This window comes from Streptomyces sp. CNH189, from assembly GCF_000527195.1.
Genome location: NZ_AZUS01000011.1, coordinates 88,441 through 101,424, shown reverse-complemented (window position 1 = coordinate 101,424; position 12,984 = coordinate 88,441). Strand labels below are relative to the sequence as shown.

9 protein-coding genes and 1 pseudogene are annotated in these 12,984 nt (G+C 72.1%); 8 read left to right on the top strand and 2 right to left on the bottom strand.

The genetic code is table 11. The features are described 5' to 3' along the window. Positions 1 to 104 precede the first annotated feature (104 nt). The 6 genes and pseudogenes from B100_RS0116745 to B100_RS0116720 all read left to right on the top strand — a co-directional run bounded on the left by B100_RS0116745 (position 105) and on the right by B100_RS0116720 (position 7,158). The gene (locus tag B100_RS0116745) at positions 105 to 1,328 is read left to right on the top strand and encodes an alginate lyase family protein (protein ID WP_024885586.1); all 1,224 of its coding nucleotides are present in this window, start codon (positions 105 to 107) and stop codon (positions 1,326 to 1,328) included. 65 nt (positions 1,329 to 1,393) lie between these two features. Continuing rightward, positions 1,394 to 2,086 (top strand): ABC transporter ATP-binding protein, encoded by a 693-nt coding sequence (locus B100_RS0116740; protein ID WP_024885585.1) that lies wholly within the window; start codon positions 1,394 to 1,396, stop codon positions 2,084 to 2,086. 130 nt (positions 2,087 to 2,216) lie between these two features. Then, positions 2,217 to 4,754: pseudogene (locus tag B100_RS0116735) on the top strand (ATP-binding protein); the annotation flags it as partial. Positions 4,755 to 5,230: 476 nt separating this feature from the next. After that, a complete protein-coding gene (locus tag B100_RS0116730) occupies positions 5,231 to 5,911 on the top strand; it encodes a response regulator (protein WP_024885583.1) in 681 nt (226 codons plus the stop codon). Positions 5,912 to 5,979: 68 nt separating this feature from the next. After that, the gene (locus B100_RS0116725; RefSeq protein WP_064751474.1) at positions 5,980 to 6,378 is read left to right on the top strand and encodes an OB-fold nucleic acid binding domain-containing protein; all 399 of its coding nucleotides are present in this window, start codon (positions 5,980 to 5,982) and stop codon (positions 6,376 to 6,378) included. Between the two features lie 3 nt (positions 6,379 to 6,381). Next, positions 6,382 to 7,158, top strand: a complete 777-nt coding sequence (locus B100_RS0116720; protein WP_024885581.1) for a DUF3159 domain-containing protein — start codon at positions 6,382 to 6,384, stop codon at positions 7,156 to 7,158. Between the two features lie 77 nt (positions 7,159 to 7,235). On the opposite strand, the gene B100_RS0116715 is transcribed toward B100_RS0116720, so the two are convergent. Together B100_RS0116715 and B100_RS0116710 are read right to left on the bottom strand one after the other, a co-directional pair. After that, entirely contained in the window at positions 7,236 to 7,904 is a 669-nt protein-coding gene (locus B100_RS0116715) for a potassium channel family protein (RefSeq protein WP_024885580.1), read from the bottom strand. Beyond that, positions 7,904 to 8,575: a potassium channel family protein gene (locus B100_RS0116710; RefSeq protein WP_024885579.1), complete on the bottom strand. Its 672-nt coding sequence runs from the start codon at positions 8,573 to 8,575 to the stop codon at positions 7,904 to 7,906. The genes B100_RS0116715 and B100_RS0116710 overlap by 1 nt, the downstream gene beginning before the upstream one ends. 718 nt (positions 8,576 to 9,293) lie before the next feature. On the opposite strand from B100_RS0116710, the gene B100_RS0116700 reads away from it, so the two are divergent. Both B100_RS0116700 and B100_RS0116695 read left to right on the top strand, forming a co-directional pair. After that, positions 9,294 to 11,339 (top strand): APC family permease, encoded by a 2,046-nt coding sequence (locus tag B100_RS0116700; RefSeq protein WP_024885578.1) that lies wholly within the window; start codon positions 9,294 to 9,296, stop codon positions 11,337 to 11,339. A 69-nt stretch (positions 11,340 to 11,408) separates the two neighbouring features. Beyond that, complete coding sequence (locus B100_RS0116695; protein ID WP_037722936.1) at positions 11,409 to 12,737, top strand: class I SAM-dependent RNA methyltransferase; 1,329 nt, start codon at positions 11,409 to 11,411, stop codon at positions 12,735 to 12,737. Positions 12,738 to 12,984: the final 247 nt, after the last annotated feature.

Sequence of the window (12,984 nt, the reverse complement as noted above, 5' to 3'; positions counted from 1 at the left end):
GTGCGCGGACCCTTGACGGTGAATTGGTCTGGACCTACCGTGCCGGGTCATCCGGGCGTTCAAAAGGACGCCTGCTGTTCACGTACGAGAACGGATGGCCCCACATGTCCGCTGCACCCCCACGTCACCGCCGCAGAGCTCGTGCCACCCTGTTCGCCCTGCTGACCACCGCGCTGGTCGGCACCCTCGTCCTCCGCCCCGGCGCCCCGCCCGCCGACGCCGCCCCCGTCGCGGCCCCCGCCGCCTTCACGCACCCCGGCGTCACCGTTTCCCAAGGCCAGCTGGACTTCGCGCGCGGCAAGGTCCAGGCAGGCGCCCAGCCCTGGAAGAACGCCTACGACCGCATGGCGGCGAGCAAGTACGCCGACCTGAACCGCACGCCCCGGCCCCGCGCGGTCGTGGAGTGCGGCTCGTACTCCAACCCCAACCTCGGCTGCACCGACGAGCGCGAGGACGCGATCGCCGCGTACACCCAGGCGCTCCTGTGGTACGTCACCCGCGACGGACGCCACGCCCAGAAGGCCATCCAGCTCATGGACGCCTGGTCCGCCGTGATCCGCGACCACACCAACAGCAACGCGCCCCTGCAGACCGGCTGGGCCGGCTCCTCCTGGGCCAAGGCCGCCGAGATCGTCAAGCACACCTACACCGGCGGCTGGCCCGGCGCGGGCCGCTTCGCCACCGTGCTCCGCGACGTCTACCTGCCCGAGATCATCAACGGCTCCCACTCCAACGGGAACTGGGAGCTGACGATGATGGAGGCCGCCGTCGGCATCTCCGTCCACCTGGAGGACCGCGCCTCCTACGACAAGGCCATGGCGAAGTTCCGCACCCGCACCGCCGCGTACGTCTACCTGGCCTCCGACGGCGCCCTGCCGAAGACCGTGCCGAGCCAGAACCTCGACACCCGGGACAAGATCGTCAGGTACTGGCAGAACCAGTCCACCTTCGTCACCGGCCTCACCCAGGAGACCTGCCGCGACTTCACCCACACCGGCTACGGCCTCTCCTCGATCTCCCACATCGCCGAGACCAGCCGCATCCAGGGCCAGGACCTCTACGGCACCGACGTCGGCGAGCGGCTGCGGCACGGGCTGGGCTTCCAGGCGAAGTACGAGCGGGGCGAGGCCGCTCCCGGCTGGCTGTGCGGAGGCACCCTGCACCGCGGCCTCGGCCCGGTCACCGAGGTCGGCTACAACGCCCTGCACAACCGCCTCGGCCACGCCATGACCAACACCCAGGCGCTGACCGAAGGCACCCGCCCCGCCGGCACCAACAACCTGTTCGTCGCGTGGGAAACCCTCACACATGGGGACAACCCGGCCTGACCCCGTTGATCAGCCGGGCGCCGGGCAGCAATACTGGCGCCCGGTTCACGGGGAGGGGCAGGCACATGGGTCGGACGGTCACCGAGACCATGGTGCGCGTCGAGGACGTGCACAAGTCGTACGGCAGCGGAGCCGCCGCGGTGCACGCGCTGCGCGGCGTCTCCTTCGAGATCCCGCCCGGCGAACTCGTCGCCCTCAAGGGACGCTCCGGATCGGGCAAGACCACACTGCTGAACATCGTCGGCGGCCTCGACACCCCCGACCGGGGCCAGGTCGACGTCGGCGGACGCGACCTCGCCGGTCTCGACGAGAACGGCCTGCTCGCCCTGCGCCGCGACCACGTCGGCTTCGTCTTCCAGTCCTTCGGCCTCATCCCCATCCTCAGCGCCGCCGAGAACGTCGGCGTCCCGCTGCGCCTGCGCGGGGCCGACCCGCGCGAGCGTGAGGAGCGCGTCGACCTGCTGCTGTCCCTCGTCGGCCTCGCCGACCACGCCGCCCAGCGGCCCGGCGAACTCTCCGGCGGCCAGCAGCAGCGGGTCGCCATCGCCCGAGCCCTCGCCAACAACCCCTCCCTCCTCATCGCCGACGAGCCCACCGGACAGCTCGACGCCGAGACCGGGCACGCCGTGATGGAGCTGCTGCGTGCGGTCGTCCGCAGCGAGAACGTCACCGCGCTCGTCGCCACCCACGACGCCACGCTGCTCGATCTGGCCGACCGGGTCCTGGAGCTCAACGACGGCGAGATCGTCGAGCACTGACCGCCCGGCCGGCCCGTCCCCGCGTCAGGGTTGCGTCAAGGACGGTCCGCGCGCCCCTCCCACCGCCCGTCCCGCGCGCACGGCGACCTAAGGTCGACTCCGCGACACAGGAGCGGAAGACAATGGGGCCATGGGACGCGGCAAGCTTCGGATCCACCTCGGTGCGGCACCAGGCGTGGGCAAGACCTACGCGATGCTCGCCGAGGCGCACCGGCGTGCCGAGCGGGGCACCGACTGCGTCGTCGCCTTCGTCGAGACGCACGGCAGGCCCCGCACCGAGGCGCTGCTGACCGGGCTGGAACGCGTCCCGTACCGGGAGCTGGAGCACGGCGGCGCCGTCGTCCCGGAGATGGACCTGGACGCCGTCCTCGCCCGCCGCCCCCGGGTCGCCCTGGTCGACGAGCTCGCCCACACCAACGTCCCCGGCTCACGCAACGCCAAGCGCTGGCAGGACGTGGAGGAGCTGCTGGCCGCCGGGATCGACGTGCTCTCGACGGTCGACATCCAGCACCTGGAGTCGCTGGGCGACGTCGTGGAGGCCATCACCGGCGTACGGGAGCGGGAGACCGTGCCGGACGAGGTGGTGCGCCGGGCCGACCAGGTGGAACTGGTCGACATGACGCCCGAGGCGCTGCGCCGCCGCATGGCGCACGGCAACATCCACCAGCCCGACCAGGTCGACGCCGCCCTCTCCAACTACTTCCGCCCCGGCAACCTCGCCGCGCTGCGCGAACTGGCCCTGCTGTGGGTCGCCGACCGGGTCGACGCCCACCTCCAGCGCTACCGCAGCGAGCACGAGGTCTCGGCGATCTGGGGCTCCCGCGAGCGGATCGTGGTCGGCCTGACCGGCGGACCCGAGGGCCGCACGCTCATCCGGCGGGCCGCGCGGCTCGCGGAGAAGGGCGCCGGCGGGCAACTGCTCGCCGTGTACATATCCCGCAGCGACGGGCTCACCTCAGCCTCGCCCGGGGAGCTGGCCGCCCAGCGCACCCTCGTGGAGGACCTCGGCGGCAGCTTCCACCACGTCGTCGGCGACGACATACCCGCCGCCCTGCTGGACTTCGCGCGCGGCGCCAACGCCACGCAGATCGTGCTGGGCTCCTCCCGCCGCAGGGCCTGGCAGTACGTCTTCGGCCCCGGCGTCGGCGCGACGGTCGCGCGGGACTGCGGGCCCGACATGGACGTGCACATCGTCACCCACGAGGAGGTCGCCAAGGGACGCGGCCTGCCGGTCGCCCGCGGTGCCCGGCTGGGACGCCTGCGGCTGGCCTGGGGCTGGGCGGTCGGGACGGCCGGGCCCGCGGCCCTGGCGGTGCTGCTGAGCGCCGTCGACCCGGGCCTCGCCATCGACATGCTGCTGTTCCTGGCGGTGACGGTGGCTGCGGCACTGCTCGGCGGGCTGTGGCCGGCGCTCGCCTCGGCGGCGGTCGGCTCGCTGCTGCTCAACTTCCTCTACACCCCGCCCCTGCACACCTGGAGCGTCTCCGGCCCGCGGAACATCATCGCCATCGTGATTTTTGTCGCTGTCGGGGCGTCGGTGGCGTCCGTGGTCGATCTCGCGGCCCGGCGCACCCACCAGGCGGCCCGGCTGCGCGCCGAGTCGGAGATCCTGTCCTTCCTCGCGGGCAACGTGCTGCGCGGCGAGACCGGCCTGGAGGACCTGCTGGAGCGGGTCCGCGAGACCTTCGGCATGGAGTCCGCCGCGCTGCTGGAACGCGCGGGCGACGTCGAGCCGTGGACCTGCGCGGGACGGGCCGGCCGGGGGAGGCCGGTCGAACGGCCCGAGGACGCGGACGTCGAGGTGCCCGTCGGGGACCACATGGCGCTGGCGCTGACCGGCCGGGTGCCGCCCGCCGAGGACCGCAGGGTGCTGGCCGCGTTCGCCGCGCAGGCCGCCGTGGTCCTGGACCGCCGGCGGCTGCGGGAGGAGGCCGACCGCGCCCTCGCCCTCGCCGAGCGCAACCGCATCCGTACCGCGCTGCTCGCGGCCGTCAGCCACGACCTGCGCACCCCGCTGGCCGGGATCAAGGCGGCCGTCTCCTCGCTGCGCTCCGAGGACGTCGAGTGGTCGGACGAGGACCGGGCCGAGCTGCTCGAAGGCATCGAGGACGGCGCGGACCGGCTGGACCACCTGGTGGGCAACCTGCTGGACATGTCCCGCCTGCACACCGGCACCGTCGCGCCGCTGATGCGCGGGACCGACCTGGACGAGGTGGTGCCGCGCGCGCTCGGCGGTGTGCCGGAGGGCAGCGTCACCCTGGACGTCCCCGAGGCGCTGCCCATGGTCGCCGCGGACCCCGGACTGCTGGAGCGGGCGATGGCCAACGTGATCGAGAACGCCGTGAAGTACAGCCCGCCGGGGGAGAGGGTCCTGGTGGCCGCCAGCGCCCTCGCCGACCGGGTCGAGGTGCGGGTCGTCGACCGCGGCCCCGGCGTCCCCGACGAGGCCAAGGACAGCATCTTCGAGCCCTTCCAACGGCACGGCGACGCCCCGCGCGGTGCGGGCGTCGGCCTCGGCCTGGCGGTCGCCCGGGGCTTCACGGAGGCGATGGGCGGCACCCTGAACGCGGAGGACACCCCCGGTGGGGGGCTCACCATGACCCTCACCCTGCGCGCGACCGCCCCCCGCCCGACGGCCCCACCCCCGCCCACCGAGCCGGGCCGCCCGGCGCCGGACACGGCGCCCCGGCCCGCGGACGCGACCGGACGGCCCGGCCCGACGGACCCCGACCCCGAGCCCCCGGAACCCGGCATCCCGCCCGGGCTCACGGAACCCGGCACCCCGCCCGGGCCCCGGGACGCCGGGCCCGGCCGGGCGGGCGGCGACTTCGCGCGTGACGGGACGGCCGGAGACTTCGCGCACGACCGGGCGACCGGTGATCCTCTGCGCGGTCGGGTCGCCGACGGCGCCTCGGGGACGGGCGTCGGGTCCGAACCCGCGAGGGCCGGTGCCTCGCCCGCATCGGTAGAGGTGCCGCCCGGGCTAGCAGGAGCGGGTGCCCCGCCGGAATCCGGGGCTGCCGGGCTCCCGCCCCGGCCCGGGGGCGTCGGGCCTGGTCGGGTGGGCGAAGACTTCGTGGGTGGCCGGGAGGACGGAGATCCCGTGTGCGGTCGGGGGGACGTGGAGAAGGGGAGGCGGTTGTCATGACCCGTGTGCTGGTGGTCGACGACGACCCGGCCATCGTGCGTGCCCTGGTGATCAACCTCAAGGCACGGTCGTACGACGTCGACTCCGCCGTGGACGGTGCCGGTGCCCTGCGCGCGGCGACCGCCCGCCACCCGGACGTGGTCGTCCTCGACCTGGGCCTGCCCGACATGGACGGCGTCGAGGTGATCCGGCGTCTGCGCGAGTGGACCCGGGTGCCGGTCCTGGTGCTGTCCGCGCGGCACGCCTCCGCCGAGAAGGTGCAGGCGCTGGACGCCGGCGCCGACGACTACGTCACCAAGCCCTTCGGCATGGACGAGCTGCTGGCCCGGCTGCGGGCCGCCGTACGCCGCGCGGAGCCCGTCGGAGACGGGGCAGACCTGGTCGTGGAGACCGAGGCGTTCACCGTCGACCTGGCCGCCAAGAAGGTGCACCGCGACGGCAGGGACGTACGCCTGACGCCCACCGAGTGGCACCTGCTGGAGGTGCTGGTGCGCGGCGGCGGCCGGCTGGTCGCGCAGAAGCAGCTGCTGCGGGAGGTGTGGGGGCCGTCGTACGGGACGGAGACCAACTACCTGCGCGTGTACATGGCCCAGCTGCGCCGCAAACTGGAGGCCGACCCGTCGCGTCCGCGGCACCTCATCACCGAGCCCGGCATGGGATACCGCTTCGAGAAGTGAGGCCGGTCCGTTCGGACCGGGCACGCAGGGGGTACGTAACCGTCAGTGCACCCCGGTACGCTTCAGATATGAGTGCTGTTCCTCGATCCGAGAAGCCGGCAGGCCGGTTCCGGCGCATGCTCGACCGGCTCTCGTCCTCGCAGGAGGACCTGGAGTCGGAGGAGCTGCGCGAGGACGCCGCGACTGCCGGGTGTACGCGGATAGGTGACTGCCAGGACCGGCAGGTCGTTACCGTTACTGGTACCTTGCGCACGGTCACGCTGCGGCCGCGTGCGGGAGTCCCGGCCCTGGAGGCCGAGCTCTTCGACGGTACGGCCGCGCTGGACGTGGTGTGGCTCGGCAGGCGCTCCATCGTGGGGATAGAGCCGGGGCGCAAGCTGATCGCATCGGGCCGGATCGCCATGAGCCGTGGCCGCCGGGTGCTGTTCAATCCGAAATACGAACTGAGACCCCTCGGACGGGAGTAGCCGGTGACGTCGCTCGACAAGCCGACAACCGAAGAGACATCCGCGGACACGTCCGCGGACGACGCCCGGGCGGTGACGGAAGCCGCCCTGTTCGAGGCGTTCGGCGGTGTCCGGGGCATGGTCGAGACGGTGCTGCCGGGGCTGCTGTTCGTCAGCATCTACACGGTCAACAAGAACCTGCACATGTCGGCGCTCGCGGCGCTCGGTGTGGCGCTGGCGATGGTCGTGGTCCGGCTGGTCCGCAGGGACACCGTGAAGCACGCGTTCAGTGGTGTCTTCGGCGTCGGCTTCGGTGTGGTCTTCGCGATGATGACCGGCAACGCCAAGGACTTCTACCTGCCGGGCATGCTGTACACGCTGGGCCTGGCGGTGGCGTACATCGTCACGGCGATGGCGGGCGTCCCGCTGATCGGCCTGATGCTGGGCCCGGTCTTCAAGGAGAACCTCTCCTGGCGGACCCGCAACCCCGGCCGCAAGAAGGCGTACACCAAGGCCAGCTGGGCCTGGGGCCTGATCCTGCTCGCCAAGTGCGCGATCCTCTTCCCGCTGTACTGGTGGGCGGACACCACCCAGCTGGGCTGGGTGCTGGTGGCGCTGAAGATCCCACCGTTCCTGCTCGCGGTCTACCTGACCTGGGTGTTCCTGGCGAAGGCGCCGCCGCCGATCGATGTCTTCGCCGAGATGGAGGCGGAGGAGCGCGCCGAGGAGGAGCGCAAGGCGGCGGCCGCCTCGGGCGGGAGCGAAGGGGCGCCGGCCGGCCGGCACCGCCGCGAGTCCTGACCCGGACGACATGAGGGGCGCCCGGAGAGATCCTCTCCGGGCGCCCCTCACTCGTACGCGCGTACGCGCGTTCACGGCTACGCCTGTTTGCGGACCGAGAGCAGGTCCTCCAGCTGCTCCTCCCGGGCCTGCGCGGCGACGAAGAGCAGCTCGTCACCGGCCTCCAGGGAGTCCTCGCGGGTAGGGGTCAGCACCCGCGTGCCGCGGATGATGGTGACCAGCGAGGTGTCCTGCGGCCACTCCACGTCCCCGACCTGCGTGCCCGCCAGCGCGGACTCCTCCGGGAGTGTCAGCTCCACCAGGTTGGCGTCGCCGTGGCTGAAGCGCAGCAGCCGGACCAGGTCGCCGACGCTCACCGCCTCCTCCACCAGCGCCGACATCAGACGCGGGGTGGAGACGGCGACGTCCACGCCCCAGGACTCGTTGAACAGCCACTCGTTCTTCGGGTTGTTCACCCGGGCGACGACGCGCGGCACGCCGTACTCGGTCTTGGCGAGCAGCGAGACGACCAGGTTGACCTTGTCGTCACCGGTCGCGGCGATGACGACGTTGCAGCGCTGGAGCGCCGCCTCGTCCAAGGACGTGATCTCGCAGGCGTCGGCCAGCAGCCACTCCGCCTGCGGCACCCGCTCCACCGAGATGGCGGTCGGCGCCTTGTCGATCAGCAGGACCTCATGGCCGTTCTCCAGCAGCTCGCCCGCGATCGAACGGCCCACGGCGCCGGCTCCGGCGATGGCGACCCTCATCAGCGACCGCCCTCCTCGTCGGGTCCCTTGGCGAAGGCCGCCTCGACCCGGTCGATCTCGTCCGTACGCATCACCACGTGCACCAGGTCCCCGTCCTGCAACACCGTCTGCGAACTGGGCAGGATGGCCTCGCCGAGCCGGGTCAGGAACGCGACCCGCACGCCCGTCTCGTCCTGGAGCCGGGAGATGCGGTGTCCCACCCACGCCGTGGAGGTGTGCACCTCGGCGAGCTGCACCCCGCCCGTGGGGTCGCGCCACAGGGGCTCGGCGCCCGAGGGGAGCAGCCGGCGCAGCATCTGGTCGGCCGTCCAACGGACGGTGGCGACGGTGGGAATGCCCAGGCGCTGGTAGACCTCCGCGCGGCGGGGGTCGTAGATGCGGGCGGCGACGTTCTCGATGCCGAACATCTCGCGGGCCACCCGGGCGGCGATGATGTTCGAGTTGTCGCCGCTGGACACGGCGGCGAAGGCGCCCGCGTCCTCGATGCCCGCCTCGCGCAGGGTGTCCTGGTCGAAGCCGATGCCGGTGACCCGGCGGCCGCCGAACGAGGAGCCCAGCCGGCGGAACGCGGTGGGGTCCTGGTCGATCACGGCGATGGTGTGCCCCTGCTCCTCCAGGGCCTGGGCCAGGGCGGAGCCAACCCTTCCGCAGCCCATGATGACAATATGCATCGCGTCACACCGCGCTTCCTGCAGGCCTTCCGACCTTCATGACCTTCGTGCTCATGTCTCTCTTTCGGCTCGCCAGGCAACACGTCGCGGCCTGAGTGCGGGCCGCCAGGCAACATCATGCCGGGGTCCGTGAACCCTGACGCCCCTCGGGGGCGCGCCTCCCGCCGTAACCGACGGTACGCGGGGTCGCCGTCACCGGCGGTAGGGCGTGCGCGGGCGTGGCGCCGCCGTGGGGGCCGCTCCCCAGGGGGCGATACCGTCCGCGGCGCGGTGAGGACTCGAAACGCAGTTCCCCGCCCCCCTGCTGAGGGTGCCGCGGTGAACGCGCCCGGAAAAGGTGCGGGGAACTGCGCGAGCAACCCACGACGACCCGCACCCGCATGCGGCCTGAACCGCCACGGCGGGATACGGGCCGCCCAAGACCTACCGGCGCGTGATGCTGCGCACGCTCGCCACCGCCAGAATGCCGAGGACGACGAGTCCGGCCGCCGCGCCGATCAGTTCTGCGGTCGTGTGCATGGAACCCTCCACGAGGCGTGGCGACAACGGCCGGGCATGTGGTCGTACAGGTCGTACAGGCATGGGACTCCCCCGGCCTGCCCGATCCGCACCCCGCTGCCCGCACTTTTCACCCGGAGGGCAGCGGCCGTATGGATGCCGTATGGATGTGGGGTGGCGTGTGCGTCACTTACCGGCGGACGCCTTACGATCCACACTTGTGTCCAAACTGACCGACGTGCCCAAACGCATCCTCATCGGGCGCGCGCTGCGCAGCGACCGGCTGGGGGAAACCCTCCTGCCGAAGCGCGTCGCACTTCCCGTCTTCGCGTCCGACCCGCTGTCCTCCGTGGCGTACGCGCCGGGCGAGGTGCTGCTGGTCCTGTCCATCGCGGGCCTGTCGGCGTACCACTTCAGCCCCTGGATCGCGGCCGCGGTCGTCGTGCTGATGTTCACCGTGGTCGCCTCCTACCGGCAGAACGTGCACGCCTACCCGAGCGGCGGCGGCGACTACGAGGTGGCCACCACCAACCTCGGTCCGAAGGCCGGCCTCACCGTCGCGAGCGCCCTGCTCGTCGACTACGTCCTCACCGTCGCCGTGTCGATCTCCTCCGGCATCGAGAACCTCGGCTCGGCCGTCCCCTTCGTCATCGAGAACAAGGTGCCCTGCGCGATCGGCGTGATCGTGCTGCTGACGGTGATGAACCTGCGCGGGGTCCGGGAGTCGGGCACACTCTTCGCGATCCCCACCTACGTCTTCGTCGCGGGCGTCTTCCTGATGATCGCGTGGGGCGCGTTCCGCGGAGTGGTGCTCGGCGACGACATGCGGGCGCCGACCGCCGACTTCGAGATCAAACCCGAGCACCCGGGTCTCGCCGGCTTCGCCCTCGTCTTCCTGCTGCTGCGCGCCTTCTCCTCCGGCTGCGCCGCCCTCACCGGCGTCGAGGCGATCTCCAACGGCGTGCCCGGCTTCCGCAAGCCCAAGTCGCGCAACGCGGCGACCACCCTCGCCCTGATGGGCCTGCTCGCCGTCACCATGTTCTGCGGGATCATCGCGCTGGCCTCCGCCACCGACGTGCGGATGGCCGAGAACCCGGGCAAGGACCTGGTCCACAACGGCGTACCCCTCGGCCCCGGCTACGTCCAGGACCCGGTGATCTCCCAGGTCGCCGAGGCCGTCTTCGGCAGCGGCACCTTCCTGTTCGTCGTCCTCGCCGCCGCCACCGCCCTGGTGCTGTTCCTCGCCGCGAACACCGCCTACAACGGTTTCCCGCTGCTCGGCTCGATCCTCGCCCAGGACCGCTATCTGCCCCGCCAGCTGCACACCCGCGGCGACCGCCTCGCCTTCTCCAACGGCATCCTGCTGCTCGCCGGCGCCGCCGGACTGCTGGTGTGGGTCTACGGCGCCGACTCCACCCGGCTGATCCAGCTGTACATCGTCGGCGTGTTCGTGTCCTTCACCCTCAGCCAGACCGGCATGGTGCGGCACTGGAACCGCCTGCTGGCCACGGAGAAGGATCAGGCCAAACGCCGGCACATGATCCGCTCCCGGGCCATCAACGCCTTCGGCGCCTTCTTCACCGGCCTGGTCCTGGTCGTCGTCCTGCTCACCAAGTTCACCCACGGCGCCTGGGTGGCGCTGCTCGGGATGTGCATCTTCTACGCGACCATGACCGCGATCCGCCGCCACTACGACCGGGTCGCCGAGGAGATCGCCGCCCCCGAGGCACCGGGCGAGGACACCGTACGGCCGTCCCGGGTCCACTCCGTGGTGCTGATCTCCAAGGTCCACCGCCCGGCCCTGCGCGCCCTCGCCTACGCCAAGCTGCTGCGCTCCGACACCCTGGAGGCGCTCAGCGTCAACGTGGACGCCGAGGAGACCCGGGCGCTGCGCGAGGAGTGGGAGCGGCGCGGCATCGACGTCCCCCTGAAGGTGCTCGACTCGCCGTACCGGGAGGTCACCCGTCCGGTGATCGAGTACGTCAAGAGCCTGCGCGCGCAGTCGCCGCGCGACGTGGTGTCCGTGATCATCCCCGAGTACGTGGTCGGTCACTGGTACGAGCACTTCCTGCACAACCAGAGCGCGCTGCGGCTGAAGGGCCGGCTGCTGTTCACGCCCGGTGTGATGGTCACCTCGGTGCCCTACCAGCTGGAGTCCTCCGAGGCCGCGAAGCTGCGGGCTCGCAGGCGGCAGAACTGGTCCGCGCCCGGCTCCGTGCGCCGGGGGCCGGCGGAGCGGACGAAGGACACCTCCCCGCGCACGTAGACTGGTGGGCTGTTGTCCCGGGCCGCAGGGCCCGGCCGCCCGTACCCGATGTTGTGGAGTCACCCCGCCATGCAGGCAGAACCGAAGAAGTCACTGGTGGGGGAGGAGTACGAGGTCGAGATCGGCCCCGTCGCCCACGGCGGCCACTGCATCGCCCGTACGTCGGAGGGGCAGGTCCTCTTCGTCCGGCACGCGCTGCCCGGCGAGCGGGTCGTCGCCCGGGTCACCGAGGGCGAGGAGGGCGCGCGGTTCCTGCGCGCGGACGCGGTGACGGTGCTGGACGCCTCCAAGGACCGCATCGACGCCCCCTGCCCGTTCGCCGGTCCCGGCCGCTGCGGTGGCTGCGACTGGCAGCACGCCAAGCCCGGCGCCCAGCGGCGCCTCAAGGGCGAGGTCGTCGCCGAGCAGCTCCAGCGGCTGGCCGGGCTGACGCCCGAGGAGGCCGGCTGGGACGGCACCGTGATGCCCGCCGAGGGTGACAAGGTCCCGGCCGGCCAGGTCCCGTCGTGGCGCACGCGCGTGCAGTACGCGGTCACGGCCGACGGCCGCGCGGGTCTGCGCCGGCACCGCTCGCACGAGGTGGAGCCGATCGACCACTGCCTGATCGCCGCCGAGGGCGTCAGCGAGCTGGGCATCGAGAAGCGGGACTGGACCGGCATGGACTCGGTCGAGGCGATCGCCGCGACCGGTTCCCAGGACCGTCAGGTCGTCCTGACCCCCAAGCCCGGCGCCCGCCTCCCGCTGGTCGAACTGGACCGCCCGGTCTCTGTCTTGCGCATCGACGAGCGCAACGGCCAGGTGCACCGCGTGCACGGCCGTCCCTTCGTCCGCGAGCGCGCCGACGGCCGCACCCACCGGGTCGGCAACGGCGGCTTCTGGCAGGTGCACCCGAAGGCCGCCGACACCCTCGTGACGGCGGTCATGCAGGGCCTGCTGCCCCGCAAGGGCGACATGGCGCTCGACCTGTACTGCGGCGTCGGCCTGTTCGCCGGCGCGCTGGCCGACCGGGTCGGCGAGCAGGGTGCCGTCCTCGGCATCGAGTCCGGCAAGCGCGCGGTGGAGGACGCCCGGCACAACCTCGCGGAGTTCCCGCGCGTGCGCATCGAACAGGGCAAGGTCGAGTCGGTCCTGCCCCGCACCGGCATCACCGAGGTCGACCTCGTCGTCCTCGACCCGCCCCGCGCGGGCGCCGGCCGCAAGACGGTCGAGCACCTGACGTCCCTGGGCGCCCGCCGCATCGCCTACGTGGCCTGCGACCCGGCCGCGCTCGCCCGTGACCTCGCGTACTTCCGGGACGGCGGCTACAAGGTGCGGACGCTGCGCGTCTTCGACCTGTTCCCGATGACGCATCATGTGGAGTGCGTGGCGATTCTGGAGCCTGCAGCAAAGAGGTCCTGACCTGCTGTTTCTCTGGATTGCTGAGGAACGCCGGTGCTTCCTCGACCTGTTCTCCGAGGTGCATGGTGTGGAGTCTTGTCGTACGTCCGGGCGGCTCCCGAGCTGCGGTTTCGACCAGCGGCCAAGAGAGCGCCGGGCTCTGGAACCCGATATTCGCATGGACGGCAGGTGGTCCCTCGTGACGCTCATCTGACGCTCGTTCTGAATGGCATGTCAGGACCTGTCGCTGGGTGGTCCGAGGCCGAAG